General features: G+C 76.3%; 22 protein-coding genes and 1 riboswitch. Of the genes, 5 read left to right on the top strand and 17 right to left on the bottom strand.

Annotated features, from left to right (window positions below; translation table 11 throughout):
• Window positions 1-90 precede the first annotated feature (90 nt).
• Window positions 91-477: a dienelactone hydrolase family protein gene (locus ACIO9K_RS25650; protein WP_363622506.1), complete on the bottom strand. Its 387-nt coding sequence runs from the start codon at window positions 475-477 to the stop codon at window positions 91-93.
• 238 nt (window positions 478-715) lie between these two features.
• On the opposite strand from ACIO9K_RS25650, the gene ACIO9K_RS25655 reads away from it, so the two are divergent.
• Window positions 716-1,543 (top strand): helix-turn-helix domain-containing protein, encoded by an 828-nt coding sequence (locus ACIO9K_RS25655; RefSeq protein ID WP_363622502.1) that lies wholly within the window; start codon window positions 716-718, stop codon window positions 1,541-1,543.
• A 26-nt stretch (window positions 1,544-1,569) separates the two neighbouring features.
• Here ACIO9K_RS25655 and ACIO9K_RS25660 read toward each other — a convergent pair whose 3' ends face one another.
• From ACIO9K_RS25660 to ACIO9K_RS25685, 6 genes are all read right to left on the bottom strand, one after another.
• The gene (locus ACIO9K_RS25660) at window positions 1,570-2,448 is read right to left on the bottom strand and encodes an ECF transporter S component (protein WP_400333464.1); all 879 of its coding nucleotides are present in this window, start codon (window positions 2,446-2,448) and stop codon (window positions 1,570-1,572) included.
• Window positions 2,445-4,055, bottom strand: a complete 1,611-nt coding sequence (locus ACIO9K_RS25665; RefSeq protein ID WP_400333467.1) for an ABC transporter ATP-binding protein — start codon at window positions 4,053-4,055, stop codon at window positions 2,445-2,447. Before ACIO9K_RS25665 ends, ACIO9K_RS25660 begins: the two co-directional genes overlap by 4 nt.
• Window positions 4,052-5,155 (bottom strand): CbiQ family ECF transporter T component, encoded by a 1,104-nt coding sequence (locus ACIO9K_RS25670; protein WP_363622496.1) that lies wholly within the window; start codon window positions 5,153-5,155, stop codon window positions 4,052-4,054. Before ACIO9K_RS25670 ends, ACIO9K_RS25665 begins: the two co-directional genes overlap by 4 nt.
• 48 nt (window positions 5,156-5,203) lie before the next feature.
• Window positions 5,204-5,920 carry an SCO2322 family protein gene (locus ACIO9K_RS25675; RefSeq protein WP_400333643.1) on the bottom strand — a complete coding sequence of 239 codons (717 nt, stop codon included), beginning with the start codon at window positions 5,918-5,920 and terminating at the stop codon, window positions 5,204-5,206.
• Window positions 5,921-6,018: 98 nt separating this feature from the next.
• Window positions 6,019-7,266, bottom strand: coding sequence for a prenyltransferase/squalene oxidase repeat-containing protein (locus ACIO9K_RS25680; protein ID WP_363622493.1), 1,248 nt, complete (start codon window positions 7,264-7,266; stop codon window positions 6,019-6,021).
• Between the two features lie 117 nt (window positions 7,267-7,383).
• Window positions 7,384-7,459, bottom strand: a riboswitch (cobalamin riboswitch).
• Between the two features lie 92 nt (window positions 7,460-7,551).
• Window positions 7,552-8,181: a TetR family transcriptional regulator gene (locus ACIO9K_RS25685; RefSeq protein ID WP_063351068.1), complete on the bottom strand. Its 630-nt coding sequence runs from the start codon at window positions 8,179-8,181 to the stop codon at window positions 7,552-7,554.
• A gap of 254 nt (window positions 8,182-8,435) precedes the next feature.
• On the opposite strand from ACIO9K_RS25685, the gene ACIO9K_RS25690 reads away from it, so the two are divergent.
• From ACIO9K_RS25690 to ACIO9K_RS25700, 3 genes are all read left to right on the top strand, one after another.
• Entirely contained in the window at window positions 8,436-9,746 is a 1,311-nt protein-coding gene (locus tag ACIO9K_RS25690; protein WP_363622491.1) for a glycosyltransferase family 4 protein, read from the top strand.
• Between the two features lie 123 nt (window positions 9,747-9,869).
• Window positions 9,870-10,619, top strand: a complete 750-nt coding sequence (locus ACIO9K_RS25695; protein WP_400333472.1) for a class I SAM-dependent methyltransferase — start codon at window positions 9,870-9,872, stop codon at window positions 10,617-10,619.
• Window positions 10,616-11,677 carry a prenyltransferase gene (locus tag ACIO9K_RS25700; RefSeq protein WP_350885009.1) on the top strand — a complete coding sequence of 354 codons (1,062 nt, stop codon included), beginning with the start codon at window positions 10,616-10,618 and terminating at the stop codon, window positions 11,675-11,677. The genes ACIO9K_RS25695 and ACIO9K_RS25700 overlap by 4 nt, the downstream gene beginning before the upstream one ends.
• A gap of 202 nt (window positions 11,678-11,879) precedes the next feature.
• Here ACIO9K_RS25700 and ACIO9K_RS25705 read toward each other — a convergent pair whose 3' ends face one another.
• From ACIO9K_RS25705 to ACIO9K_RS25720, 4 genes are all read right to left on the bottom strand, one after another.
• Complete coding sequence (locus ACIO9K_RS25705; protein WP_363580813.1) at window positions 11,880-12,791, bottom strand: hypothetical protein; 912 nt, start codon at window positions 12,789-12,791, stop codon at window positions 11,880-11,882.
• A gap of 195 nt (window positions 12,792-12,986) precedes the next feature.
• Window positions 12,987-13,973, bottom strand: a complete 987-nt coding sequence (locus ACIO9K_RS25710) for an N-acetylmuramoyl-L-alanine amidase (protein WP_400333476.1) — start codon at window positions 13,971-13,973, stop codon at window positions 12,987-12,989.
• Window positions 13,974-13,980: 7 nt separating this feature from the next.
• Complete coding sequence (locus ACIO9K_RS25715; protein WP_400333479.1) at window positions 13,981-15,168, bottom strand: hypothetical protein; 1,188 nt, start codon at window positions 15,166-15,168, stop codon at window positions 13,981-13,983.
• Window positions 15,169-15,347: 179 nt separating this feature from the next.
• Window positions 15,348-16,004: a class I SAM-dependent methyltransferase gene (locus tag ACIO9K_RS25720; protein ID WP_363622485.1), complete on the bottom strand. Its 657-nt coding sequence runs from the start codon at window positions 16,002-16,004 to the stop codon at window positions 15,348-15,350.
• Between the two features lie 177 nt (window positions 16,005-16,181).
• Here ACIO9K_RS25720 and ACIO9K_RS25725 point away from each other — a divergent pair, with 177 nt between their 5' ends.
• Entirely contained in the window at window positions 16,182-17,273 is a 1,092-nt protein-coding gene (locus ACIO9K_RS25725; protein ID WP_363622484.1) for an alcohol dehydrogenase catalytic domain-containing protein, read from the top strand.
• Between the two features lie 77 nt (window positions 17,274-17,350).
• Here the strand turns inward: ACIO9K_RS25725 and ACIO9K_RS25730 are convergent, their stop codons facing one another.
• The 6 genes from ACIO9K_RS25730 to ACIO9K_RS25755 form a co-directional block, all read right to left on the bottom strand.
• On the bottom strand, window positions 17,351-17,524 hold the full coding sequence (locus tag ACIO9K_RS25730; protein WP_400333482.1) for a hypothetical protein: 174 nt from the start codon (window positions 17,522-17,524) through the stop codon (window positions 17,351-17,353).
• A gap of 167 nt (window positions 17,525-17,691) precedes the next feature.
• Window positions 17,692-19,398: an ATP-binding cassette domain-containing protein gene (locus ACIO9K_RS25735; RefSeq protein ID WP_400333485.1), complete on the bottom strand. Its 1,707-nt coding sequence runs from the start codon at window positions 19,396-19,398 to the stop codon at window positions 17,692-17,694.
• Window positions 19,399-19,622: 224 nt separating this feature from the next.
• Window positions 19,623-21,314, bottom strand: coding sequence for an ATP-binding cassette domain-containing protein (locus tag ACIO9K_RS25740; protein WP_400333488.1), 1,692 nt, complete (start codon window positions 21,312-21,314; stop codon window positions 19,623-19,625).
• Window positions 21,315-21,429: 115 nt separating this feature from the next.
• Window positions 21,430-21,573: a VenA family class IV lanthipeptide gene (locus ACIO9K_RS25745; protein WP_159398410.1), complete on the bottom strand. Its 144-nt coding sequence runs from the start codon at window positions 21,571-21,573 to the stop codon at window positions 21,430-21,432.
• Window positions 21,574-21,762: 189 nt separating this feature from the next.
• Window positions 21,763-23,760: an alpha/beta hydrolase family protein gene (locus ACIO9K_RS25750; RefSeq protein ID WP_400333491.1), complete on the bottom strand. Its 1,998-nt coding sequence runs from the start codon at window positions 23,758-23,760 to the stop codon at window positions 21,763-21,765.
• Window positions 23,757-26,966 carry a lanthionine synthetase LanC family protein gene (locus ACIO9K_RS25755; RefSeq protein ID WP_400333494.1) on the bottom strand — a complete coding sequence of 1,070 codons (3,210 nt, stop codon included), beginning with the start codon at window positions 26,964-26,966 and terminating at the stop codon, window positions 23,757-23,759. The genes ACIO9K_RS25750 and ACIO9K_RS25755 overlap by 4 nt, the downstream gene beginning before the upstream one ends.
• Between the last annotated feature and the right edge of the window lie 28 nt (window positions 26,967-26,994).

Raw genomic sequence — 26,994 nt, forward strand, 5'->3', positions numbered from 1 at the left:
AACGGCTCCAACGCGGGACCACGACGCCGCACCGACGCATCCGAAGAATCACTCACGCAAGATCTAACGACAGATCTCCGGCGCAGGACACTAGAGGGAGAGGAAGTCGGCAACCTTGGCGACGACCTCGCGCTGCCACGCCTGTGACTGCGGGTGTGCGTACGTGGGGTCATCGTGCACGGCGAAGCCGTGCTGTGCGCCGTCGAGTTCGTACAGTTCGGCTCCGGCGCCGAACAGCGGCGCGAACCGGCGGGACAGTTCGACGTCGACGAAGGTGTCCTTCGTTCCGTGGACGATGAGCACTGGCGACTGCACGTCGGCGCAGCGCTTTTCGGGGTCGAGGTGAACCCGCCCTCTTCGCGGGTGACGCCGGCACCGTGGGTGAGAACGGCGAGTGTCGCTGGTGGAGCTGGGGAGGGGTGGCCGTGCCGAACAGTTCCGTGCTGTCCAGTGGCCGGAACGCGGGTTCGTGGTCAGCCATGAGTCGAAAGATGTGGGGCGTGTTCCGGGCTTGTGGGCCTGGGGCGCGCTGGGGGGTGTGCGCTTGCGCCGCCCGTTTGGGTGATGTGGTAGGGAGTTTGACGCTCGGTTAGCGCATTACGGTGATCATTGGGTCGGCGCGGGCGTTCGGAGGGACGGCCTGTGCGCGGCAAAAGTGAGCCCCGGCGGTGCGCTAACACCCCGGGGAATGGCACTAGGAGTAAAGGGCTCCCGAATGCACATTCATCGTATCCCGAAGCACTCGCCCGGGTACACGATCCTCGACAACGGCCACGTCGTCCGGAAGCACTCGCTGAGTTGGGCGGCGCGTGGGTTGCTCAGCTACCTGCTCAGCCTGCCGGACGGTGCGCGGGAGGACATCCGGACGTTGGCGGCGAAGAGCGTCGAGGGCCGGGCGACGGTGGCGCGGGCGCTCCGTGAGCTGGAGGCGGCCGGGCACTACGTGCGGCGGACGCAGCGGGATCCGGTGACGGGGCAGGTGCGGACGATCGTCTCGGTGCACGAAGTGCCGGTGACGGGCAAGGCGGTTCACGCCGTGCCGCCGCTTCCCGCGCCCCCGGCCGCCGGTGGGCCCGGAGCTGGGGTGGCGGGCGCCGGGAAGGCGGGAAGCCCTTCCGGAAAGGTGATGGGGAAGGAAGCGGAAGTTCCCTCCGTCCGTCCGTCCGAGAAGTTGACGGCGGGCATGGCGCTGCTGCTCGAACTCGGGCGCAGGGAGCCCAGGATGGCGCTGGCGGGCAAGCCACTGTGCGATCAGGCCGCGCGGGTGGAGGGGCTGCTCGCGGGCGGGTGGAGCGGGGAGGCGCTGGCGGGGATCCTGGCCGCGCCCTTGCCGGAGAGGGTCACGCACAGCGTGGGGGCGGTCCTGGCGGGGCGGTTGGCGAAGGTGCCGCCCGTTCCGTTGACCCCGCAGGGCGGCGGCGGGTCGGGGCCGCGTCGGCATGAGTGCCCCGGGCGGGACGGCTTGTGCGGGCGGCCCGTCGCGGGTGTCGGGCAGGTCTGCGGGGAGTGCCGGGCTCCGAGGGTGTCGCGGGCCTTGCCGTAGTCGACCAGGGGGCGGGGCGGCGGAGTTCACCTGCTCGGCGGCCGGGAGTCCGGCGGCCGGAACGTCACCGGCGCGTCGAAGGCGGCCCGGCGGGTGGCGCGGCGCAGGGCGCGCAGGACGGCGGTGCCGAGGGTGAGGCAGAGGACGACGGTGAGGGCGGCGCGGGGGAGGTCCCAGCCCAGCGACGTGGTGAGGCAGTAGGCGGCGAAGCGGACCAGGTTGGCGGGCAGCGGGTCGCCGGGGACGAAGGAGATGGAGCCGGAGAGCCCGGCGATGTACGGCCAGCCCTGGAGGTTCATGATCGTGCCGTAGAGGACGGAAGCCAGCGCGCCGTAGCCCGCGAGCAGCCAGAGCTCGCGCCGGCCGCGCAGGCGCGCGGAGCCCGGGAGGAGGCCGGCGCCGAGGCAGACCCAGCCCATGGCGAGCATCTGGAACGGCAGCCAGGGCCCGACGCCGCCGGTGAGCAGCGCGGACGCGAACATCGACAGCGAACCGAGGACGAAGCCGAAGCCCGGACCGAGCACCCGGCCGGACAGCACCATGAGGAAGAACATGGGCTCCAGCCCCGCCGTGCCCGCGCCGAGCGGCCGTAGTGCCGCGCCCGCCGCCGCCAGCACCCCGAGCAGGGCCACGGACTTGGCATCCAGGCCGGGCGCGCCGCCGCCCGCCGTGCGGCCCTCGGAGATCTGGGCGATGACGACGGCGAGGAGCAGCGGCAGCAGGAGGGCGAACAGCCAGGGGGCGTCGGTGGCGTGGCCGACCAGGGCGGACTTGGTGGAGGCGAGCAGCGGCCAGCCGAAGGCCGCCACGCCGACGAGGGAGGTCAGGAGCAGGGCCGTCACCGAGCGGCGGCCGAGCGGAACGGGGCGACCAGCAGGAACACCGGAAGGAGCGGGGCGGCTCATGCGCTCAGCGCCTCCGCGACCTGGCGGACGGTGAGCCACGGGCCGGGTGCCAGCACCTTGGCGACCTGCGGGGCGAACGCGGGGGAGGAGACGACGACGTCGGCCGTCGGGCCGTCGGCGACGATCTCGCCCTCGGCCAGGATCGCCGTGCGGTGGGCGAGTTCGGCGGCGAGTTCGACATCGTGGGTGGCGAGCAGGACGGCGTGGCCTTCCGCCGCGAGGTCGCGCAGGATCGCCACCAGCCGGGCCTTGGCGGCGTAGTCGAGGCCGCGGGTCGGCTCGTCGAGCAGCAGCAGCGGGGGCCGGGCGGTGAGCACGACGGCGAGCGCGAGGGTGAGCCGTTGGCCTTCGGAGAGGTCGCGCGGGTGGGCGGTGTCGGCGATGCCGGGCAGCAGTCGTTCGACCAGGGCGCGGCAGGTGCCGGGGGTGGCGTCCGCGTCGGTGTCGGCGGCGGCGCATTCGGCGGTGACGCTCTCGCCGTAGAGGAGGTCGCGCGGGTCCTGCGGGACGAGGCCGACCTGGCGGATCAGTTCGGCCGGGCGGGTGCGGTGCGGGGTGCGGCCGCCGACCGTCACCCGGCCGGAGGCGGGGGTGTGCAGGCCGACCAGGCTGCCCAGCAGGGTGGACTTGCCGGCGCCGTTGCGGCCCATCAGGGCGGTGATCTCGCCGACGTGCAGCGCCAGGTCGACGCCGCGCAGGGCCTGGACGGGGCCGCGCCGGACGGCGAGGCGTTCGGCGGCGGCGATCGGTGCGGTGGTCGAAACGGTTGGAACGGGGGCCGCGCCCGGGTGCAGACCGTCCAACTGGGAGCGCAGCCCGGCGGCCTTGCGGCGGGCGTCGCGGACGGACAGCGGCAGCGGCCGCCAGCCGGCGAGCCGTCCGAGGCCGACCACCGGCGGGTGCACCGGCGAGTGCGCCATCACCTCGGCGGGCTCGCCGAGGACGGGCGGGGCGCCCGGGGTGAGCAGCAGCACCTGGTCGGCGTACTGGACGACGCGCTCCAGCCGGTGCTCGGCCATCAGCACGGTGGTGCCGAGGTCGTGCACGAGCCGCTGGAGGACGGCCAGCACCTCCTCGGCGGCGCCCGGGTCCAGCGCCGAGGTGGGCTCGTCGAGGACCAGGACGCGCGGGTGCACGGTGAGCACCGAGCCGATCGCGACGCGCTGCTGCTGGCCGCCGGAGAGGGAGGTGAGGGCGCGGTCGCGCAGGTCGGCGAGGCCGAGCAGGTCGAGGGTCTCCTCGACCCGGCGCCGCATCACGTCGGCGGGCAGGCCCAGGGACTCCATGCCGTAGGCGAGTTCGTCCTCGACGGTGTCGGTGACGAAGTGCGCCAGCGGGTCCTGGCCCACCGTGCCGACCAGGTCGGCGAGTTCGCGCGGCCGGTGCTCGCGGGTGTCCCGGCCGCCGACCGTGACCCGGCCGTGCAGGGTGCCGCCGGTGAAGTGCGGGACGAGCCCGCTCACCGCGCCCAGCAGGGTGGACTTGCCGGAGCCCGACGGGCCCACCAGCAGGCAGAGTTCGCCTTCGGGGACGGTCAGGTCGACGTCCGCGACGGCGGGGGCGGCGGCGTCCGCGTACCGGACGGAGACCTGCTCGAAGGTGATCACGAAGCCCTCCGGGGCGGGGTCGGGGCGGCGAACGCCGGTACCAGGCCGAGCAGTACGGCCAGCACGGCGGCCAGCGGCAGCGCGGGGACGGTCGGTGGGACGACGGTGGGCGCGAAGGCGGCCGGGTCGCGCGTGGACAGGTAGATGGTCAACCCGGCGACGGCGGCGCCCGATCCGGCGGTCAGCCACTCGGGCAGTGCCCAGGGGTCGGGCCGGTAGCGTGTCCTGACGGATCGTCGACTGCCTAGCAGTAGCCCGGCGGAGGCGGCGGCCAGGCCCAGCAGCAGCACCGGCGCCGCCCAGCCCGCGCCGCCGGCGGTCAGCAGCCCGTACGCGGCCAGGCAGATCCCGAGCAGGCCGGCCAGGGTGAGCGCGGCCGTCGCCCGGGCGAGTCGGCGCGGGACGTCCGCGGTGCGGCCGAAGCCGCGGGTGTCCATCGCCGCGGCCAGCGCCACCGAACGCTCCAACGCGCCCTCCAGGACGGGCAGTCCGACGCTCAGTACGGCGGCGATCCCCCGGTCGGTGCGGCCGCGCAGGCGGCGGGCCGCCCGCAGCCGGCGGACGTCCGCGACCAGGTTCGGCGCGAAGGTCATCGCCACCACCACCGCCACGCCCGCCTCGTACAGCGCGCCGGGCAGGGCGCGCAGCAGTCGGGCGGGGCTGGCCAGCGCGTTCGCGGCGCCCACGCAGACCAGCAGGGTGGCCAGGCGCAGCCCGTCGTACAGCGCCGCGAGCAGGCCCTCCACGGTCACCCGGCCGCCGATCCGCACTCCCTGCGCCCAGGTGGGAAGCGGCACTTCGGGCAGTGTGAACAACACGTGCGTGCCCGGGATCGGCGAGCCGAGCAGCACCGCGAACACCAGCCGGATGCCCAGGACCAGCAGGCCCAGTCGCAGGAACGCGCCGTACGAGCGCGACCAGGGCGCGTCGCCGCGCCGGGCCGCGACCACGTACCCGGCGACGGCGGCGAGCAGCAGCAGGATCACCGGATTGGTGGTGCGGGTCGCCGCCGCGCCCAGCCCGAGCGCCCACAACCACCAGGCCCCGGGGTGCAGTTGCCGGGGTCCGGTGGGCGGGCGGGTGGTGCGGGCGGTGCTCATGGGTCAGTCCAGGTGAAGGGGTCCGGAGGGGGAGCGGCTCGGGAGGCGTCAGGAGGTGCGGCGGCGGCGCGCCTGCCAGACCGCACCGCCGGCCAGCACGGCGATCAGCGCGCCACCGGCGATCAGGCCGACGTCCGGGCCGGAGTCCGAGCCGCCGCCGTCGCCGGACGGGTCGGCCGGCTTGGCCGCCGACCCGAGCTGGTCGGCGCACCCGGCCTTCGGGAAGCCCGCGATGGCGCAGAGCAGGCCGTTGGCGTCGTAGCGCAGCGGCGGGGCGACGGCGGCCAGCACCTCGGCCGAGGTGGCGTTCGAGACGACGCTGGCGCACGCGCTCCGCTGCTCGGGCGGCGCCTCGCCCGAGCCGGAACCGGAAGCCGAGCCGGAGCCGGAGCCGGAGCCCGAGCCGGAGCCCGAGCCGGAGCCCGAGCCGGAGTCGGCGGCGGTGCCGAAGTCCAGCACGACCGCGACCCGCTTGCGGCCCGCCTGCGCGGGCGTGTCCGCACAGACGGCGGCGAAGTCGCCCGCCGTCCGGGGCCGCGCCGCATCCTGCCCGCCGTCCGGACTTACCGCGAACCGCCACCCGTCCACGGCCCCGTCCGGCGGCACGGCGACGGCCGGCCCCTGCTGCTGGTACAGCCACCCGTCGCCGCCGGCACGCCAGAACGACCAGTACCGGTATCCCGTCGCCGCCTCCGCCGGCGCCCCGGCGGAGGCGACCAGCAGGAGCACCGCACCGAGCACCGAACCGAGCACCGAACCGAGCACCGCACCGAGCCGCGAGCCGAGCCGCGAGCCGAGCCGCGAGCCGAGAGCGCGGCGGCCACGGCGGCGGCCCGGGCGGGCCCGGCGCGCGGGGCGGGGTGTCACAGGCTCTGGCCGCGCTTGCGCTGGAGGCTGAGGAGGAGGCCGCCGCCGAGGCCGACGAGGAGGCCGACGATGATCAGCCAGTACTGGCCGATGCCGTCGTCCTTCTTGGGCGCCGCCGCCGTCGGGGCGGGGCCGGCGGTGGCCTTGAGGGCCGGGCCGAGGGCGGTGAGCTCGGCGGTCAGCGGGGCGGTGTCGCGCTGGGCGGCCTGGGTGACGAGCAGGAGGCTGGCGGTGGCGGCGGCGTCGGTGCCGCCCTTGGTCCAGCCAGCGCCCTCCTTGGCGAGCCAGTCGACGGCGCCGGCGGCCTGCTGGGGGTGGCCGCTCTGGATGAGGCCGAGGGCGGCCCAGGCGGTGGCGTTGTAGTCGGGGGTGGGGGCGGCGCCGGGGGTGGTGAGGGTGAGGTGGTTGTCGCCCGCGGCGAGCTGGGCGGTGAGGTACGCCCCGGCGGCCTCGCCGGAGTCGGCGTGCGCGACCGGAGCAGCCGCGGTGGAGGCGGCGGCGGAGTCGCAGCCGAGGGCCTTGGGCGCGGCGTCGGTGCGGGCGGTGGTGGCGACCGGGAGGTGGCCGCCGGCGGCGGCGAGCGAGGCCTGGGCGCTGGCGAGGGCGTTGGGGGCGAGCGCACCGGAGGACGGGTCGGGCTGGTAGGCGAAGGCGCCGCGCTGGTCGGCGGGGGCGGCGCAGCCGAGCTGGAAGAGGGCGAGCCCGTCGAAGGCGTTCTTGCCCGCCTTGGCGACTCCGGCCGGGTCGGTCTTCGCGGCGAAGAGGGCGTTCACGGCGAGGCCGGTGGAGTTGGCGTCGCCGGGGCTGCCGGGGTTGTAGGGCCAGCTGCCGTCGGCGTTCTGGGTGGCCTTGAGCCACTGGACGCCCTTGTCGACGGCTTCCTGGTGCCCGCCGAGGGCGACGAGGGCCTGGACGGCGACGGCGGTGGCGTTGCTGTCCTCGGTCTTGGGGTCGCAGGCGGCGCCGGCGGCCCGGAAGGAGGGCCAGCCGCCGTCCTCGCACTGCTGTCCGGTGAGCCAGCCGACGGCGGAGTCGGCCGGGGTGGCCTTGGCCGCCGCGAGCGCGGTGAGCGCGAGGGACTGCCGCCAGACGCCGTCGTACGTCGGGTCGCCCTTGCCGTAGAGGCCGTCGGGGACGGCGGCGGCGGTGGGCGCGGGGCTGTCGGCGAGGGCCGGTCCGGCGGTGGCGCCGGCGAGGAGCGCGGCGGACAGGGCGGCGGCGCCCAGACGGGCGGCGGTGAGCATGGTGGAGGTGTGCCTTTCGGTGAGCGGTGGTGGCCCGGCGGGGCCGTTCCGTAGTCCTCGACGGTGCCGGGCGGTGCGCGTGGCGGGCCCGGGCTGGCCGCTCGCCCCTCCACGGGCGGTCCGACTCGCCCGGGCCGTCACGGGGGCCGGGCTCACGGTTGCGGGGTCAGCGCCGGATTCGCACCGGCTTCCCCCGGGGGAGGGACGGGATGAAGTTGTGCTGTCCGTCGACTCTAACCGCCGGGGGCGGCCGGCCCCTCCCGCCCGGGCAGGAACAGGTTCCAGTCAGGGCAGGGTGAGCAGCCGGGCCGCGGTGTGCAGGTCGGCCCGGACCTCGGCGATCGAGGCGCGGCCGGAGAGCCAGGCGACCAGGGCGGAGTGCCAGGTGTGCTCGATCACCCGGACGGCCGCGCGCTGGCTCTCGCTGGGTGGCCCGGACTGGCCGATGGCGTCCAGGATGAGCTGGCCGGTGGCGGTGCTGACCTGGTCCACCTCGGCGCCGACGGAGCGGTCCGCGAAGGACAGCGCCCGGACCATCGCCTCGGCGAGCAGCGGTTCGCGCTGGAGCGCGTGGAAGGCGCGGGTGAGCGTGTCGGCGACCCGCGGGGCCGGTTCGGGGTCGGTCGGCGGGTGGCGCCGGATGTGCTCCTGGAGGCCCTGCAACTGCTCCAGCATGACCGCGACCAGCAGGTGCACCTTGGAGGGGAAGTACCGGTAGAGCGTGCCGAGGGCCACCTGCGCGGTCTCCGCGACCTCCCGCATCTGCACCGCCTCGTACCCGCCCCGGGCGGCCAGGGCGGTGGCGGCCCGCAGGATCCGGCGCCGGCGTTCGGCCTGGCGGGCGGTCAGCGGCGGCTCGCCCGGCTGCGCGGGGGGCGGGGTGGTGGGGCTCGTGGAGGTGGTCGGCGGCGGCAAGGAGTGCTCCCGGGGCGCGTGGGTGGCGGCGTGCTCCACAAGGTCGGCAGGGTCGGCGTGGCGGGAATCACCAGCCCTGGCTCCTGAGGGAAAGCTACGGGCCGGTATCTTCGAGGTCTCTCATTGTTCACATGGTCGATGACGAGTTCCACAGCCACTGAAACCTGATCTACTTTAGCGACCGGCGGCAGCGCCGTCGCCAACGCAGAGACAGCAGCAGCACAGGAATAGCAGCTAGAGATGAGGGCCCGAGGATGACCGCGCAGCCGCTGCGGATTGCCCTGCTGTCGTACCGCGGGGACCCCTTCTGCGGCGGTCAGGGCGTGTACGTGCGCCACCTCTCCCGTGAGCTGGCCAGGCTCGGCCACCACGTGGACGTGATCGGTGCCCAGCCGTACCCGGTGCTGGACGAGGTCGACGGCCCCGGTTCGGTGCGCCTGGTCGAACTGCCCAGCCTGGACCTCTACCGCGCCGAGGACCCGTTCCGCACGCCCGCCCGCGGCGAGTTCCACAGCCCGGTGGACGTGCTGGAGTTCGCCACCATGCGCACCGGCGGCTTCCCCGAGCCGTTGACCTTCTCGCTGCGCGCCCGCCAGTACCTGGCCCGGCACAAGGGCCGCTACGACGTGGTGCACGACAACCAGACGCTCGGCTACGGCCTGCTCGGCCTGGCCCGGCACGGGTTCCCGCTGGTCACCACGATCCATCACCCGATCACCGTGGACCGGCAGTTGGAGCTGGACGCGGCCACCACCCGGGTCAAGCGGCTGTCGCTGCGCCGCTGGTACGCCTTCACCCGGATGCAGCGCCGGGTCGCCGCCCGGCTGGACCACGTGATCACCGTCTCCGGCACCTCGCAGCGCGAGATCGCCGAGCACCTGGGCGCCGCGCCGGGCGCGATCTCGGTGGTGCCGATCGGCGCCGACACCCGGCTCTGGTCGCCCTCCGAGGAGATCGCCCGCGTCCCCGGACGGATCGTCACCACCTCCAGCGCGGACGTCCCGCTCAAGGGCCTGGTGTTCCTGGTCGAGGCGCTGGCGAAGGTGCGCACCGAGCGCCCCGCGCACCTGGTGGTGGTCGGCAAGCCGCAGAAGGAGGACGGCCCGGTGGCGGAGGCGGTGCGCCGCTTCGGGCTGGCGGACCACATCGAGTTCCGCAGCGGCCTGACCGACCGGGAGCTGGTCGACCTCTACCGCTCGGCCGAGGTGGCCTGCGTGCCGTCGCTGTACGAGGGCTTCTCGCTGCCCGCCGCCGAGGCGATGGCCACCGGCACCCCGCTGGTCGCCACCACCGGCGGCGCGATCCCCGAGGTGGCCGGGCCGGACGGGGAGACCTGCCTGGCCGTGCCGCCGGGGGAGCCGGACCGGCTGGCGGCGGCGCTCGGCCGGCTGCTGGACGACCCGCGGCTGCGCGCCCGGCTCGGCGCGGCCGGCCGGGAGCGGGTGCTGGCCCGGTTCACCTGGGCGCGGGCCGCCGAGCTGACCGCCGACGCCTACCGGGCGGCGATCGCCACCGGCGCCGGCGCCCGGGCCCGCTCCGGGCCGGGTTGGCGGTACGTGCCCTGAGTCGCTCCGGCCGCCCTGCGCGGCGCCCGCCCGGCGGCCCCGGCCGCCCGGTGCGGAGCGGTAGCGGATCGAACTGACGCGGCGTCAAGTCCGCTTGGTAGCAAAAGGAATGGGAGCCCTGCAGTGCTGACCGTCGATTTCTCGCGCTTCCCGCTCGCCCCCGGCGACCGGGTGCTCGACCTGGGCTGCGGCGGGGGCCGGCACGCGTTCGAGTGCTACCGCCGCGGCGCCAACGTGATCGCCCTCGACCAGAACGCCGAGGAGATCACCGAGGTCCAGAAGTGGTTCGCCGCGATGGAGCAGGCCGGCGAGGCCCCGGAGGGCGCGTCGGCGGTCGCGATGGAGGGCAACGCGCTGGCGCTGCCGTTCGAGGACGACTACTTCGACAAGATCATCATCTCCGAGGTGATGGAGCACATACCGGACGACAAGGGCGTGCTCAACGAGATGTTCCGGGTGCTCAAGCCGGGCGGGCTGCTCGCCGTCACCGTGCCGCGCTGGCTGCCCGAGAAGATCTGCTGGACGCTGTCCGACGAGTACCACGAGGTCGAGGGCGGCCACATCCGGATCTACCGGGGCGACGAACTGCTCGGCAAGCTCAAGGACGCCGGCCTGGAGCCCTACGGCACCCACCACGCGCACGCGCTGCACTCGCCGTACTGGTGGATCAAGTGCGCGGTCGGCGTGAACAACGACAAGGCGCTGCCGGTCAAGGCCTACCACCAGCTGCTGGTCTGGGACATCGTCGGCACCCCGGTGATCAGCACCCTCACCAAGGCCGCCGAACGGGCGCTCAACCCGGTCATCGGCAAGAGCTTCGTCGCCTACGCGTCCAAGCCGCGGCGGACCGAGCCCGGGCGCGTGGACGCATGACCGCCGCCGTCCCCGAGGCACTGCTGCTCGACGGGGTGCTCGACGCCGAGCAGGCCGCCGGCACCGTCCGCAGCATCCTGGCCGAACAGCTTCCCGACGGCGCCATACCCTGGTTCGCCGGCCACCACCTCGACCCGTGGGACCACACCGAGGCCGCCATGGCCCTCGACACCGCCGGCGAGCACGCCGCCGCCGAGGCCGCCTACCGCTGGCTCGCCGCCACCCAGAACCCGGACGGCTCCTGGTACGCCGCCTACACCGACGGCGCCGTCACCGACCGGGCCAAGGAGACCAACTTCTGCGCCTACGTGGCCGTCGGCGTCTGGCACCACCACCTCAGCGCCGGCGACGACGCCTTCCTGGAGTGGATCTGGCCCGTCGTCCGGCGCGCCCTGGACTTCATCGTCGGCCAGCGGCTGCCCGGCGGCCCGATCGCCTGGCGCCTCGACGAGGACGGCACCGCCACCGACGAGGCGCTGCTCACCGGCTCGTCCAGCATGCTGCACGCGCTGCGCTGCGGGCTGGCCATCGCCGAGTACCTGGAGGAGCCGCAGCCCGACTGGGAGCTCGCCGCCGGCCGGCTGGGGCACGCCATCACCCACCACCCCGAGCGGTTCCTCGACAAGGGCCGCTACTCGATGGACTGGTACTACCCGGTGCTCGGCACCGGACTGCGCGGCGACGCGGCGCTGGAACGGATCGACCGGGACTGGGACCGCTTCGTCGTCCCCGGCCTCGGCGTGCGCTGCGTCAGCGACCGCCCGTGGGTGACCGGCGGCGAGAGCGCCGAACTCGCCCTCGCGCTCTGGGCGATCGGCCGCTCCGACCGCGCCGTGGAGATCCTGCGCTGGATCCAGAAGCACCTGCGGCACGAGGACGGCTCCTACTGGACCGGGTACGTCTTCGAGGACGACGCCGTCTGGCCGGAGGAGCGCACCACCTGGACGGCCGGCGCGCTGCTGCTCGCGGTCGCCGCGCTCGGCGGCGACCCGGCGACGGTCGCGGTCTTCGGCGGGGAGCAGTTGCCCGCCGGGCTGGTGGTCCAGGACTGCTGCTGAGGCCCGTAGCCGTGGCCGATGCCGGTGCGAACGGCTGAGGCCCGCACGACGGCTGAGGCCCGCACGACGGCTGAGGCCCGCACGACGGCTGAGGCCCGCACGACGGCTGAGGCCCGTACGACGGTTGAGGCTCGTACGGGCAACGCGAAGGGGTGGGACCGGAGAGATCCGGTCCCACCCCTTCGTCGTACCGGCGGGGGCGTCAGCCGCGCTGGATGCCCGAGGTGTCGGCCAGCAGGCCGACGGTGCCGTCCTGCAACTGGGCGACCAGCGCGCTGCCGCGCTGCTCGACCGCCAGGTACCAGGTGCCGGGCACCAGCTCGCCGACGGGGGCGCCCGCCGGGTTGTCCTTCGACGCCAGCGAGCGCGGGGCCGGGACGGCGAACCAGAACGGTGCGAAGTCGGCCGCCGGGGCGGCCGGGGTCGGCTGCGGCTGCGCGGCCGGGACCGGCTGCGGGGCGGCGGCCGCGTCCTGCGGCTGGCCGGCCTGCACCGGCTGCGGCTGGCCGGCCGCCGGGTAGCCGTAGCCACCGGGCTGGGCGCCGTACGCCGGGGCCTGGTTCGGGTCCTGGCCCGGGGCCGGGTAGCCGTACTGGCCGGGCTGCACCGGCTGGCCCGGGGCCGGGTAGCCGCCCTGGTAGGGGACGGCCGCCGGACGGTCGGCGACCAGCGGGGCCTTCAGCGCGGGCACCAGCGGCGCGGCCGCGGCCGCACCGGCCAGCACGATCAGCGCGATGAGGCCGAGCCAGGCGCCGAAGCCGTGCCCGAAGCTGCCGCCGGACGGGCCGCCGCCCAGCGACCACAGCGCCGTCCACAGCGCGACGACGGCGAAGGCGATGCCCCACTGGTCCAGCCGCAGGCCGAGCACCTGGCGCCCGGCCGCGGCCTCGCCCTGGAAGCGGTGCAGCAGGATCAGCACCGCGGCGGCGATGCCGAGCAGGTAGATCGACGGCAGGATGGGGAACAGCTGGGTGCTCCACGCGTTCTGCGATGTGTCGCCGCAGTACCGGCCGGTGCAGTCCACCGTCCAGTAGGGCAGGAAGGAGGCGATGAAGAGCAGGACGGCCGCGCCGGCGACGGCGGCGTCTCCCCTGGTGAGAGCGCGCAGATTCACTAACGTTCCCCTCGTTGACCTGTCGTGGACGGCGGTTCGTGCGGTCGGGCTGACCGGCCGAAACTCCCGAACGGACCAGAAGCCTAGGCCCAACCGCACCGCCGGTGCACGGCGGGACCGGGAATGGGGCGAAGTCGTTGCCAAAGGCGCGACCCGGGCGGCGCGCACGCCGTCGGCCGCCCCGGCCCAACTTCCTTACCGGGTGGTCAGATACGCCGTCAGCGCGTCGGCGATCCCCTGGGCCGCCCGCTGCCGCCACTGAGGATCCGTCATCCGTTTGGCGTCCACCGGGTTGCGCATGTTACCGCACTCGATGAACACCTTCGGCACCGTGGACAGGTTCAGGCCCCCCAGGTCGGAGCGGGTGTCCAGGCCGTCGCTCGCGGTGTAGTCCGCGTACGGCTCGCCCGTCGCGGCGCGGAAGCGCTCGCGCAGCAGCAGGCCGAGCCGGCGCGACGGCTCGACGATCGCCGAGTTGTCCGCCTTCCCGGCCGCCACCTTCGCCGGGAGGATCACGTGGAACCCGCTGCCGCCCGCCGGACCGCCGTCCCCGTGCACCGACAGGGCCACGTCGGCGTGCGCGTCGGCGCCGGCCCGGGCGCGCTCGTCGATGCAGGGGCCCCACGGACGGTCGCCGTCCTGCGCCAGTACCACCGTCGCGCCGCGGGCGGCCAGGATGGCGCGGGCCCGGTGGGAGACGTCCAGGGTGTACTCGGCCTCGGTGTAGCCGGAGTTGGTCTCGGTGCCGGTGGTGTCGCACTGCTTGCGGGAGTTGCCGATGTCGACCAGGCGGTTGATCTCGGCGGTGTGCGCGGAGTTGCCGGGGTTGTGGCCGGGGTCGAGCAGGATGGTGCGGCCGGTGAGCGCGGTGGGGGAGACCGGGGTGTCCGACGGGGCGGGTGTGTTCGACGGGGCGGGCGTCGTCGGGGTGGTCGGGGGCACCGGGGTCGTCGGCGTCTGGGCCGGGGTTCCCGGTGCGGTGGTGCCCGGTGTGGTGGTGCCCGGTGTGGCGGTTCCGGCCGGGGAGGTGGCCGGCGCGGCGGTGCCGCCCACCGCCGCGGAGTGGCCGAGGGACTGCCAGCCCAGCCAGCCCGCCAGGCAGAGCGGAACGGCCGCGCCCACCGCCGTGGTGGCGCGCAGCAGGGTGGAACGGCGGGGCGGTCGGGAGTTCGGGCCGGTCACGGGTGGATCAGATCCTGTCCTGGGTGCGCGGGGTGAGGCCGTAGGTGTCGGCGATCGGCTTCCACTTGCCCGCGAAGTCCTTCTTCGCCTGGGTGGCCTGCGGGTTGAGCTCGTCGGCCCGCTTCTTGTCGGCGGTGTTCGGGGCCGAGCCCGAGCAGCCCTGGCCGGCGACCGCCCGCGCCCAGTTCGCGTACGCCCGGTCGATGTCGGCCGACAGCTGCCAGGCGGACTTCAGCGACGCCATCGCGTCCGCGCCGCCCGGCACGTCGGAGGCGCTCAGCTTGGCGAGCTTGCGCAGCAGTTCGTCGCGCTGCTTGGCGCCGTTGTCGAACACCTGCGCCGCGCTCTCGATGTCGGCCTTCGCCGGGCAGCTGCTCACCTTGGCGACCGCGCTGCCGATCGGGGCCTTCGCGCTCTCGCCCTCGGTGAGCAGGCCGTCCAGGGCCTGTGCCTGCGTCTTGGCGTTGGCGCCGGCACCGCTCGCGGTCGGGGACGGCGCCGCGGCGGACGAGGCCGGGTCGGTGGCGCCGTTCGGCGCGGCGTCCGTACCGGTGGGCGCCGGGCCCGTCGGCGGGTTCCCGGTGGACGTCGCGGAGGCGGACGGCGGGGCGGGCGAGGCCTGGTCCTTCTTGTCGCCGCTGTTCTGGGCGGCCACCAGCAGGCCGCCGCCGACCGCCACCACCAGGAGCAGCGCGAAGCCGATCAGCAGCGGTGCCTTCCGGTTGTTCGGGCGGTCCCCGTCGTCCGGGTCCTCGTAGTCGGCGGGGTAACCGGAGGGGTAGTCGGGCTGTCCCTGGTACGGGACGTACGGGGGCTGCTGCGGGCCGGCGGGCGGCTGCGGCGGGTACACGTAGCCGGGGCCGGGGGCCTCGCCGGACACGTAGCCGGGCCCCGGGGTCTGCGCGGACGCGTGGGAGGGGAACGGCGCCGGCGGCGGCACGGACGGCGGCTTCGGGGCGGCCAGGTACGGGCGGGCACCGAGCGGCGGGCCCTGGTCCCCGACGGCGCCGGTGGCGGGCGGCAGCGCGGCCCCGTCCTGCGGTGCGGCCCCGGGGCGCGGTGCGGCGGGCTGGGCGGGGGCGGGCTGCGCCGGGGTGGGCTCGGCGGGTCGCTGCGGGCCGCGCACCCAGCCGCCCGCGCCGCCGCGCGCGGTGGGGTCCCAGACTGCCGGAGCGGTGTTGTGCTGGTCCGTCATGTGCCGCTAGCCCCCACCGTCCGCCGATGCTCTGCCTGGTGCTGCGCGGACACCGTACCGTTCGAACCTCCGCCCGACAGCTCCGGCACGACGTTAGAGCATCCGTGCAGGACTGTGGGGCCGCTCGGCGGATCGGGCGGCGGATCGGGCGGTGGGCGGCGGGTGGTGAGCGGCTAGCGCTAGCTCGCGGCGGTCCGGCGCAGGACGCGCAGCGAGCCCGTCACCGAGACCTCCTCGAAGCCCTCGGCCAGCGCCCGCAGGTACACCCGGTACGGGGCCTGGCCGCCGTCCGCCGGGTCCGGGAACACGTCGTGCACCACCAGCAGCCCGTCCGGCGCCAGGTGCGGGGCCCAGCCCTCGTAGTCGCCGGTCGCGTGCTCGTCGGTGTGCCCGCCGTCGATGAACACCAGGGCCAGCGGCCGGCCCCACAGCGCCGCGATCCGCGGCGAGCGGCCCACCAGCGCCACCACGTGCTCCTCCAGCCCGGCGGCGTGCAGCGTCCGGCGGAAGCGCGGCAGGGTGTCCATCAGCCCCACCTCCGGGTCCACCAGCGTCGGGTCGTGGTACTCCCAGCCGGGCTGCTGCTCCTCCGAGCCGCGGTGGTGGTCCACCGTCAGCGCGGTCGTCCCGGTCTCCCGGGCCGCCGCCGCCAGCAGGACCGCCGAGCGACCGCAGTAGGTGCCGATCTCCAGCACCGGCAGCCCGGTGCGCCGCGCCGCCGTCACCGCCGCCGCGTACAGCGCCAGCCCCTCGTCCAGCGGCATGAACCCGGTGGCCGCCTCGAACGCCGCCAGCACCTCGGCCGCCGGGCGGACACTCTCCAGCAGGTCGGACATGACGGTGCTCCTCGGGCTCGGGACGTGCGCGAACGCGTTCGCCCCGGACCCTACTCGACGGTAGAGGGGCGGACCACAGCGGCCCTGGAACGTGTTCTAGTCGGGTCGGGTCGCCCGTGTCAGAATCGGGCCCGACCGTGGAGAACCGAGCACACGAGGCACACCGGGAGCAGCCCCATGCGCGCAGCCGTCCTGCACAAGACCGGCCAGGAGACCCTTGACGTCCGGGAGGACGTGACGGCCGTCGGCTTCGGGCCGGGCGCCGTACGGGTCCGGATGCGCGCTGCCAGTCTCTGCCACTCCGACCTCTCGGCGATGAGCGGCGTCCTGCCGCAGCCCGCGCCGTTCGTCCCCGGGCACGAGGGCGCCGGGGAGGTCGTGGAGGTCGGTGGGGGCGTGGCCGGCCTCGCCCCCGGCGACCGCGTGGTGCTCTGCTGGATGGCGCCCTGCGGCCGCTGCGCGCACTGCGAGCGGGGCCGCGGCCACCTGTGCATCGCCAGCCTGCGGCGGCTCGGCGCGCCCGGCTTCCGCTTCGAGGACGGCGGCGCGGCGGTCGAGGCCTCCGGGTTCTACGGCACCGGGGCGTTCGCCGAGGAGGTCGTGGTCGCCGCGGACGCCGTCATCAAGGTGCCCGCCGACCTGCCGTACGAGGCCGCCGCGCTGATCGGCTGCGGGGTGACCACGGGCGTCGGCGCCGCCGTCAACACCGCCCGGGTCGAACCCGGCGCCTCCGTCGCGGTGATCGGCGCGGGCGGGGTCGGGGTCGCCGCCGTGCAGGGCGCCCGGGTCTGCGGCGCCGCCCGGATCACCGTCGTCGACCCGGTCGTCTCGCGCCGCGAGCGGGCACTGGCCTTCGGCGCGACCGAGGCGATCGCCCCCGAGGACCTCAGGGCGACGGCGAAGGGCCTGCCCGGGGGCGGCTTCGACTACGTCTTCGAGGCCGTCGGCCGGTCCGCCACCGTCCGGGCCGGCTACGACGCGGCCCGGCGCGGCGGCGCGGTCGTGGTGATCGGCGCCGGCGCGCAGGACGACCTCGCGCAGTTCACCATGGGCGAGCTGTTCTTCAACGAGAAGCGCCTGCTGCCCTCGCTCTACGGCGGGGCGCCGGTGGCCCGCACCATCGCCCTGGTCGTCGACCTGTGGCGGGCCGGGCGGATCGACCTCGACGGCATGATCAGCCACCGCGTCGACCTGTCGGACGTCAACGAGGCGATCGCCCAGATGCGCAGCGGCGAGGCGCTGCGCACGGTCGTGACGCTGGGGCGCTGAGCCGCGGGCCCCGCCCGAACGCGACGAGGGCCCGCCGGGGGTGCTCCCCCCGGCGGGCCCTTCCGGTGCGGGTGTGCTCAGCCCCGGCCCGCCGCGGCGCGGTGCCGGCCGTGCGGGTCGGCCTCGGGCTTGTCGTCGGCGGCGGAACGGCCCCGGTGCCGGCCGTGCGACGAGGTGTACCCGGCGGTGCTCTCGTCGGCGTCGGTCCCGTTGGCCGCGGGTCCGGTGGTGTCGGTGAGGGTGTCGGACATCAGAAATCGTCTTTTCCGTGCGGAGGGTGCAGGTCATCGGCGCCCGGCCGGCGCTTGGCGGCGCGCGGTCGGGTCCCCGATCGGGCGCTCGGTACGCGCCACAGCCGGTGATCGCGGCCCGTGCCCCGGCCACCATAACGGCCGGAACGGACGAGATCCTATCGAGATCATGACGCGCGACCCGCCGTCGAACCCAGCCAGTGACCGACCAACTCGCGGTACAGCGGGGACAGCACCTGAAGATCGCCGTGCCGGGCGAGCACCCCCCGCCCGCCGTCCAGCAGCAGCACCCGGTCCGCGCGCAGGGCCGAACTGATCCGGTGCGCGACCACGACGAGAGTCCCTGGCCGGGCGGCGAACGCCCGCTCGACCCGCTCCTCCGCACGCGGGTCCAGATGGCAGGTCGCCTCGTCCAGCACCACGACCGGCGCCGACGACAGATACGTCCGCACCAGCGCGAGCAACTGCCGCTCCCCGCCCGACAGCACGCCCGGATCGCGCAGGACGGCCTCCGGGCCGCCCAGCCGCGCGACCACCTGATCGGCCCCCAGTACGCGGACGGCACGGGCGAGTTGCTCCTCCGTGGCCTCCGGGGAGAGCCAGGTCAGATTGGACCGCACCGGCCCCGGGAACACGTACGCCTCCTGCGGCACCAACGCCACCAGCCGTGCCCGCGCGGCCCCCGCCAGCCCGTCCGGCCGCACCCCGCCCACCGAGACGGCCCCGCCCGTCGGCGCCAGCACCCCGGCCAGCAGGGCCGCCAGCGTCGACTTCCCCGCCCCGCTCACCCCCACCACGGCCACGTGCTCCCCGGGCGCGAACCCGAACTCCAGCCCCTCCAGCACCGGCGCCCCGGCCCCGCCGTGCCCGTACCTCAACCCGCTGACCCGTACCTCCGGCTCCTGCCCCGGGGCTCTCCCCGGCAGCGCGCTGGGGGCGGTGTCCGCCGGAGGGCCGATCGCGGTGGCCGCCAGGCGGTCCAGGACGACGGCGAGGTTGAGCAGCCAGCCGCCGACCGTACCCGCCAACGTCCGCACTGACGGGTCGAGTTGCTGCAGCAGATAGGTCGCGACGCCGAGCAGTTCGCCGGGGGTCAGGGCCTCGCGGGCGAGCAGCCACGGCGCGGCGGCGAGGACGGCCAGGACGGGCAGCCGGCCGCCGAGGGCCACGACCAGCGCGCGCAGGGCCGAGGCCCGGCCCAGGGCGCGGGAGGCGGTGGCGCTCGCTCGGGCGGCCCCGGTCAGTGCCTCGGCGACCTGCTCCCGGGTGCCCGTGGCCTGCACGTCGCGCAACCCGTGCAGCGCCCGCCCCGCCTCGGCGGCCAGTCGCTCCTCGGCGAGCACGACCGCGTGCCGCCGCGCCACCAGCGGGCGCAGCAGACGGGCGAAGAGGAACCCGGCGGCGAGCAGCGGCAGCAGGACCAGCGGCAGGACGACGGGCGCCAGCAGCGCCAGACCGGCCAGGGCGGCGACCAGGGTGACCCCGACGCCGCGCAGGGTGCGCAGCAGGGTGGCGGTCAACTGCCGCGCGGACTCGACCTGTTCGGTGAGCCGGGCGACCTCGGCCGGATCCGCCGACGGCCGGGCGAGCGCGCTGTGGACCACCCGCTCGACCAGGGCGTCCCGCAACGGCTCCACCACCCCCGCCAGGTGCGGGAACCCGGCCCGCGCCGCGTACGCCCGGACGGCCATCGCGGCGCCGAACCCGGCCAGCCAGGCCACCCCGGCCCCCGGCCGCCCGGCCAGGAACCCCCGGTCGACGGCGGTCGAGACGAGCAGCCCGGACAGCAGCGGCGGCAGCGCCTCCACCCCGGACCACCCGAGCAGCCGGAGCAGCGGCCCGCGCGTGACGGCCAGTTGCCGGAACAGCAGCACCCACCCGGGGGAGGCGGACGCGGGAAGTCGACGACGCCGACTTCCGGTGCCGGGCGGTCGGCCCGCGCCGGGCCGACGCGGGGCCCCGGTCGTTGCGGGCCGTGGTGCGGCACGTCGGCGATGCCGACTTCTCGTGCCGGGCGGCGCCGGGGTCGGCGGGTGTACGGGAAGTCGAGCGGGCCGACGTCCCGCGCCGCCGTCGGACGGGGTGCGGTGGCGGGCCATCAGGCGGCGGCCGTCTGGAGGGCGGTGTCCGACAGGGTGGCGCGGTAGTCGGGGTCGGCGAGGAGGGTGGCGTGCGGGGCGAGGGCGCGCAGGCGGCCGGCGTCGAGCCAGGCGACGAGGTCGGCGCGGGCGGCGACGCCGGCGCGGTGGGCGACCACCAGCCGGGTGCGGCCGAGGGTGGCGCGGTCGAGGGCCTCGGTGACCAGGTACTCGGTGGCGAGGTCCAGGCCCGAGGTGGCGTCGTCGAGGACGACGACCCGGGCGGGCTGGGCCAGGAGTCGGGCCAGGCCGAGACGTTGCAGTTCGCCGCCGGAGAGCCGGAGTTCGTCGAGCGGGGTGTCCCAGCCCCGGGGCAACCGCTGGAGGAAGCCGTCCGCGCGGGCGGCCGCCGCCTCGGCGGGGCCGGCGCCGGCCAGCGCGTCGCGGACCGTACGGCCGATCAGGGCGGGCCGGGCGAAGGCGTAGCCGACCGCGTGCCGCAGTTCGGACGGGGCCAGCGCGTCCACCGGGACGCCGTCGATCAGTACGGCTCCCTCGTCGGGGTCGCGCAGCCGCCCGGGCAGCGCGGCCAGCAGGGACTTGCCGGAGCCGGAGCGTCCCACCAGCGCGACCGTGCGGCCGCCGGGGATCGTCAGGTCGAGCGGGCCGAGCAGCACCCGGTCGCCGTCGCGCACCACCACGCCGCGCAGGACGACCTCCCCGTAGCCGCCGGCGGGGAGGGCCGTCAGGCCGGGTTCGGCCGGGCGGACGGCCAGCAGTTCGTCGGCCCGGGCCTGCCCGGCGCGGGCGTGCACCACCGCGACCAGCCCCTCGACCTGCTCGAAGAGCCCGGCGCCGAGGGCCGCCCAGCCGGCCGCGGCGGCGAGCGCCCCGGGGGCCAGGGCGCCGGGGGTCTTGGTGCCGTCGGCGAGGAGCGCCCCGGCGGTGGCGAGCACCGCGACCTCGACCACCGCGATCAGCAGGGTGGCCTGCCAGGCGGTGCGCCGCTGCGCCGCCCAGAGCGCGTGCCCGGCGGCGGACAGGTCCGGTAGCGGCGCCAACACCCGTGCCGCCTCACGCTGTTCGGCGCCGGCGGCGTGGATGCTGCGCAGTCCTGTGAGGGCGCCGCCGAGCCGGGCGGCAAGGTCGGCCTGGACCTCCTGGTAGCGGGCGAACACCGGCCCGGCCTCGCGCAGGAAGAGCCGGATCAGCACCACGCCGGGGACGACGCCCGCGAAGAAGGCGAGCGCCAGCCACGGTGACAGCAGCCCGAGCCCGACGATCGCGCCCGCCGACGTGAGCAGCGCCGTGGCCGCGCCGAGGACGGCGGGCAGCCGGCCGCCCGCGTCGCCGGCCGAGCCCAGCAGGCGGGCGGCGAGGTCGCCGGGCGGTGGTCCGTGGCGGAGCCGGCCGCCGGCTCCGAGGGCGAGCAGGTGGCGGACGAGGCGCCCGCGCAGGGCGGCGGTGGCCTCGGCGGAGCAGGCCGGGGCGGCCGCGGCGGCGGTGGCGTCGGCCGCGGCGGCCACGCCCAGGACGAGGGCGAGCCGCACGAAGGCGCCGGAGTCGGGCCGGTGGCCCAGGGCGGCGTCGACGGCCGCGGCGAGGGTGGCGGGCAGGGCGAGCGTGGTGGCGGCCCCGACCGGCAGGGCGATGCCGAGTGCGAGGGTCCAGCCGGTGGGGCGGCGGGGCAAGTCGGTGGGGCGGCGGGGCAAGTCGGAGCTCCCGTCGGGACGTCGGGTCGGGGGTCGGGCATGTGCGGGGAAACGGACGGTGCCGTCCCCGCCTGTCCGGACAGGCGGGGACGGCACCCACGGCTCACCGCCTGGATCAGCTGTTGGTGAAGATCAGGCAGGTGAGGATGAGACAGGTGTACTGGCAGCCGGCGCCGTGGCCGGTCAGCTCGACGGACTCGGTCTCCGGCAGGTCCTGCAGCGCCGCGAGGTCGGTCTCGAAGTCCACCATGTTCTCCATGATCGGGTTCCTCCCCTGGAACTACGCCCGCCGCGATCTGCCTGCGGGCATCGGGTGTCGCCCCCGGGCGGCTCGGTCCGCCGCGTCGGGGTGGTGCCCCGGGCCGCGTCGGGCCCGGGAGTCTGTGTGGTGAGGTGTCGACGTCCTGAGGTGTCGAGGAGTCGACGTACCGAGGTGTCGGGGCTCCGGTCAGCCCGGTCGGCCGGTCCGCAGGAACGCGGCCAGCAGCTCGTGCAGCACGGCCGCGCCCTCCTCGGCGAGCACCTCGTGGCCCGATCCGGCCGCCTCGACGTACCGGAAGTCCGCGCCCTCGACCCGGCCGATCCGCAGCAACTCGTGCCGCAGCGAACGGGACTGGCTCACCGGCACGACCTCGTCCCGGTTGCCGTGCACCACCAGCAGCGGGGCGCTCAACCGGTGCGCCAGCTGGAGGACGTCGCGCGGGCCGCGGGCGTCGGTGATCGGTTCGTCGCCGGCCAGCCGGGTGGTCAACGCCCGTACGGGGGGTGCCGCTTCGGCCAGCAGCCGGGCACCGGACAGGAACGGTGCGACCACCGCGCAGCGGGACGCCTGCTCGGACGGCGCGTGCGCGGCCGCCAGCAGCGCCAGGAACGCGCCGTAGCTGACCCCGAACAGGGCCGGCGGCTCCAGCCCGAGTGCCGCGCGCTGGCCGGCGATGCCGTCCAGCAGGTACAGCACGTCGTCCAGGTCGGGCCCGCCCCAGGCGCCCCGGATGGCCATCGCGTGCGCCACCCCGTAGCCGGTGGAGCCGCGCTGGTTCGGCGCGATCACGGCCAGGCCCTCGGCGGCCATCCGCTGAAGGGCCGGGTCGAACTCCAGCCGCCAGGCGTCCGCCGGGCCACCGTGCAGCGCCAGCACCAGGTGCGGGCTGCTCAGCCAGGTGTCCCCGCCGTACACCACGGCCTCCAACGGCCCGGCCGGACCGGCGAGTTCGAGGCTCTGTGCGGGCTGCCAGCGGCCGCCGTCCCCGGGGGCGGCGCTGCCGTCCACCCGCCAACCCGGCGGCTGGGTGCGGGGAGTGCGCGGACCGCCGGGCTGCCAGGGCAGCACGGTGTCCCGCCACGGGCCGGGCAGGCCGGAGCCCAGCGGCGCCAGTTGCAGCGGCAGCGGCATCGGCATCGGGCCGGACCCGGCCTTCGCCGGGCCGTGCGCCAGCAGCGCGTCCACGTCCAGGGCGGCCAGCGCCGCCGGGTGGTCGGGCGAGGAGTACGGAAGCCGCAGCGCCGCCCCGCCCCAGTGGCCGACCGCGCCGAGCCGGCCGGGCGGCACCGGCAGCTGGTCCAGCCGGCCGGCGGCGGCCCGCCACAGGGCGAGCGCGGAGCCGGCGCCGTGGTCGACCTGCACCGCCACCTGCGGGCCGTCCGCCGTCCGCCGCAGCGCGACCGGCCGCAGGAACATGCCCGCGACGTGCAGGCACTCCGGGAACCGCAGCGGTTCGCCGCCGCCCAGCACGCCCCAGCCGAGCCGGTCGGTGCCCGGCGCGTCGCTGCGCACCATCGCGAACCGGCTGTCCGGGTCGAACAGCACCAGCCGGTCGTTGCTGCGCTCGCCGATCTCCAGCAACGGGGTGGTCGTGCCGCTGCGCAGGTCCAGCACCACGGTGCGGACGAGCCCCGCGTTCACCCGGTCCAGCGCCAGCAGCGCCCCGGCGCTGTCCAGCCAGGCGCCGCCGCCGTGCAACCCCGTGATCTCGGCGACCCGTTCGGGCTCGCTGCCGTCCGTCCGCACCAGCCAGACGGTGGTCGCCGGGCGGGTGTCCGTTCCGAGGGCGAGCGCCACCGGCGTCCGAGGACCGGCGCCGTGGGGCGTCGGGACCGGCAGCAGCCGCAGCCCGGGCATCCGGATCGTGGCCATCTGCTGCTCCACGGCGCCGTTCTCGCCGTACGAGAGGCGGACCAGGTCGTGCCGCTCGCCGTCGTGCCGGCAGACCAGCACCGAGCCGTCCGGCAGCGCGACCAGTTGCGAACGCAGGCTCTCCGACCGGTTGCCGGACAGCGGCAACGCCAGCGGGGTGGCCGGCCCGCCGTCCGAGGGCAGCCGCCAACTCTCCACGTACCAGCCGCCGTCGGCGGCCGAGGCGAGGCAGGCGGCGTGACCGCCGTCGGCGGAGAAGGTGAAGCTCAGCCGGCGCAGCGCCTGCGCGACGGTCCGGGTGGCCACGTTCATGCCCCGCTCACCCCGCTGCCCGAGCCCTGGAGCCGGCGCACGGCGGGCGGCACCGGATCCACCCAGAGCCGGGGGCCGCCGTGCCGAAGCCGCAGCAGGAAGGCCAGCGCGCCCGCCGCGCCGGTGCCGTAGCCGGCCGCGCAGCCCGTCCCGGTCTCGTCCGGCAGCACCAGCAGGCCGCCCCGCAGCGCCGACCGGGCAGCGATCAGTTGTGCCAACTCCTCGGCGCCGGAACGGAATTCCGGATCGTCGGCGACTTCGGCGAGGTCGAGCAGGTACTCGCCGTCGCCGGCCAGTCCGTGGCAGGCGCTCACCCCGCCGTGCCAGCGCCCGGCCAGTACGGCCCGCCCGGCGGCCAGCGCCAGCCCGTGCGCGGTGGCGTCGCCGGTGGCCCGCCAGAGGCGCAGCAGGAAGGTGCCCACGCCGGACGAGCCGCTGCACCAGTGCGCCAGCCGGACGCGGTCCGGATCGCCCGCGCTCTGCGGCCACCAGGCGCTCTCGCGCGGCGCGTCCCAGCGGACGGTCGCGGCGAGCGTGCGCCCGGCCTCGACGGCGCCGGCCAGCAGGTCGCGGTCACCGGTCGCCTCGGCGGCGGCCAGCAGGAAGGCGCCCACACCGGCCACGCCGTGCGCGAAGCCGAGATGGGTGATCCCGGCGAGCGCCGAGTCGAAGTCCGCCGGCACCGGCCACACCCGCCCGTACGGCTCGCGCCGGGCGGCGGCGAGCAGGGCGTGGCCGCAGTGGGCGGCGCGGTCGAGGAAGGCCGGGTCACCGGCGGCTTCGGCGGTGAAGCCTTCGGCGGCAAAGCGGAGTTGGGTGAACCCGGAGCCGGCCGCGCCGTGGCAGACATCGGGGTTGGGCCACTCGACGGGGATCCGCCGGGCGAGCGCGGCGGCCCGAACGGCCAGCCCCTCGTCGCCCAGCGCCCGGGCGGCGTCCAGCAGCGCCCAGGCCGTCCCCGACCGCCCGAAGTGCAGCCCGGGCAGCACCACCGGCTCGGCGGCCAGGCGCCGTTCGATCCACCCGGCGGCCGTCCGGGCCGTCCGCGCGGCCTCCGCGCGCACCCCGCCCGGCAGGCCCTCCGCCACCACCGCCCGCGCCAGCACCGCCAGAACCCCGGCGGCGCCGTGCTGCACATTGCACGGATCCGTCCGCTCCCCGGCGGGCACGACCGGCCACAACCGGTCCCGCCGCAGCGGCGTGGCCGTGACGGCCAGCTGCCGCAGGCCGTCGCACAGCACCCGGTCGAGGAGGCCGGCCGACGCGCGGCAGGCGGCGTCCGGAGCGGTGCCGTCGGGTCGGACGGCAGCCCGGGGGCCGCCGGTCGTGGTGGTCGCATCGGTCGCGGAACGGTCGTCGTGGGCGTCGCCGGAGTGCTCGGCGGGCGTGGCCCGGTGGGCCGCGGCGCGCCACGGCGGAGCGGCGGCGGCCCGGATGGCACCGGCCCCGGCGGGCGCGGCGCTGCTGTCTGCGGCTCGCTGCGGGGGTGCGGTGGCGCCGGTCGGGCCGGCGGCATGCGGGCCGTCGGGGCGCCCGGTGTGCGTGTTCCGCCGGTTCGGTGCCTGCCACAGGGGAGTGACGGCGGCGATGGTGTCGTGGCCGTGCACGGCACCAGGGGTTCCGCCGCCGTCGGCCGGGTCCGGGTGCGTGTCTCCGCTGCGCCGGGCGCCCGCGGTGGCTCCGCCCGCGAGTTCCGCCCTGACCCGGGTGAGGCTCCAGCGCTGCCCCGGCTGTTCGGCCCGGAGGCCGAGGACGGCGGGGGCGAGGCGGCGGGCGGTGGTGCCGGTGCGGGCGGCGAGGGTGAGCCAGCGGCCGAGGCGCTCGGTGACCGGGCGGGCCCGGGGGAGGTCGTCCGGGAGCAGCGGGTCGTGGCCGGTGGCGAGGAGGAAGAGCAGGCCGCCGAGGGCGTACAGGTCGACGGCCGGGTCGGCGACGCAGGTGCCGTCGTGGACGAGGCCGAGCCGGCCGGGCCCCTGTTCGGGGGCGCGGTAGCCGGGGGTGCCGGCGGAGCCGGCGGGGCGGCCGGTTTCGGCGGCGAGTTCGAGGTCGACGAGCCGGAGGCGGCCGTCGGGGCGGACCATCACGTTGCCGGGGGAGAGGTCGCGCAGGACGAGCCCTTGGGCGTGCACCTGCTCGACGAGGTCGAGGAGGGCGTGCGCGACCGGTCCGGCTTCGGCCCAGTCGACGTCGGGGCTGCCGTCGCGCCGCAGTCGGGCGGCGACCCACGCGCCGAGGGGCTGTCCGGCGATCCGTTCCTGCACGAGGAAGACGGAGTCGTCCCGTTCGATCAGTTCGATCGGGTGGGGTGCCAGGCCCTGCCCGTCCAGCCGGGTCAGCAGGGCGGCCTCGTGCCGCAGGGCGTCGCGGGCGTCGGTGCCGGCCCGGTCGACCTCGATGTGTGCGCGGGCCTGCTTGACCACGACCTCGACGCCGCTCGCGGCCTCCCGGCCGAGGAAGACCCCGCCCTTGGTGCTGTGCCGTACGGCGGCGGTGATCGCGTACCGCTCGGCGAGCAGCACGCCCGCGCCGCGCTTCGCCCCCGGCCTGGCCGCACCGGTCGCCAGCGGGTCCCGGGCCCAGGACGGCGCCCGGTAGGAGGCGCCGCGCACGTCCTCGGCCCGTTCGCCGTCCGGCCCGTGCAGGACGGAGCGGTACTCCCCGTCGTGGCCGAGCTCGGCGCGGGCCGCGAAGGCGCCGTACCGGTAGTGGACCAGGCTGCCGGGCCGGTAGGGGCGGTCGGAGAGCACGACGGGCCCGGGCAGTCCGGCGGTGGCCCGGTCGAGTCCGGCGGCCAGCCGCCGGAACTGGGCGTCGTCGGCCGGGTAGACGGTGATGAACTTGCCCGCCGAACCCCGATCGCTGTTACGGGAGTTGAGTTCGCGCAGCCGCTGCTCCCCGGCGGCGAACTTGAACGGGCACGGGTCGTCGGCGAGAGCCCGTACGACGGCCGCGAGCACCGCTTCGCCGACCGCCGAGGCCGCGCTGACGTGGAGCTTCCAGCCCTGCTCCGGGAGTGGAACCGACGCGGGCGGCCTGGCCGTGCACCAGAAGCCCCCGGCGGTGACCTCCCAGTCGCCGCCGCCTCCCCGGCCGCCGGCGTCCGCCAGCGCCGCGCGCGTCGTCTCCGGCCACGGTCCGGCCGCATCCGGCCCGTGGCCCGCCGATTCCCCGCCCCCGGCCGTACGCAGCGATGTGCCCGCCGCCATTCGCCACCACATCCCTTCGTCTCGTCCG

It is taken from the genome of Kitasatospora sp. NPDC087271 (assembly GCF_044744605.1).
In the GTDB taxonomy this organism is placed as follows: domain Bacteria; phylum Actinomycetota; class Actinomycetes; order Streptomycetales; family Streptomycetaceae; genus Kitasatospora.

Coding starts and splice junctions, on each gene's coding strand:
- ACIO9K_RS25655 (WP_363622502.1), top strand. CDS start 716: ATGCACATTCATCGTATCCCGAAGCACTCGCCCGGGTACACGATCCTC.
- ACIO9K_RS25660 (WP_400333464.1), bottom strand. CDS start 2,448: ATGAGCCGCCCCGCTCCTTCCGGTGTTCCTGCTGGTCGCCCCGTTCCG.
- ACIO9K_RS25670 (WP_363622496.1), bottom strand. CDS start 5,155: ATGAGCACCGCCCGCACCACCCGCCCGCCCACCGGACCCCGGCAACTG.
- ACIO9K_RS25680 (WP_363622493.1), bottom strand. CDS start 7,266: ATGCTCACCGCCGCCCGTCTGGGCGCCGCCGCCCTGTCCGCCGCGCTC.
- ACIO9K_RS25690 (WP_363622491.1), top strand. CDS start 8,436: ATGACCGCGCAGCCGCTGCGGATTGCCCTGCTGTCGTACCGCGGGGAC.
- ACIO9K_RS25700 (WP_350885009.1), top strand. CDS start 10,616: ATGACCGCCGCCGTCCCCGAGGCACTGCTGCTCGACGGGGTGCTCGAC.
- ACIO9K_RS25715 (WP_400333479.1), bottom strand. CDS start 15,168: ATGACGGACCAGCACAACACCGCTCCGGCAGTCTGGGACCCCACCGCG.
- ACIO9K_RS25720 (WP_363622485.1), bottom strand. CDS start 16,004: ATGTCCGACCTGCTGGAGAGTGTCCGCCCGGCGGCCGAGGTGCTGGCG.
- ACIO9K_RS25725 (WP_363622484.1), top strand. CDS start 16,182: ATGCGCGCAGCCGTCCTGCACAAGACCGGCCAGGAGACCCTTGACGTC.
- ACIO9K_RS25730 (WP_400333482.1), bottom strand. CDS start 17,524: ATGTCCGACACCCTCACCGACACCACCGGACCCGCGGCCAACGGGACC.
- ACIO9K_RS25745 (WP_159398410.1), bottom strand. CDS start 21,573: ATGGAGAACATGGTGGACTTCGAGACCGACCTCGCGGCGCTGCAGGAC.
- ACIO9K_RS25750 (WP_400333491.1), bottom strand. CDS start 23,760: ATGAACGTGGCCACCCGGACCGTCGCGCAGGCGCTGCGCCGGCTGAGC.
- ACIO9K_RS25755 (WP_400333494.1), bottom strand. CDS start 26,966: ATGGCGGCGGGCACATCGCTGCGTACGGCCGGGGGCGGGGAATCGGCG.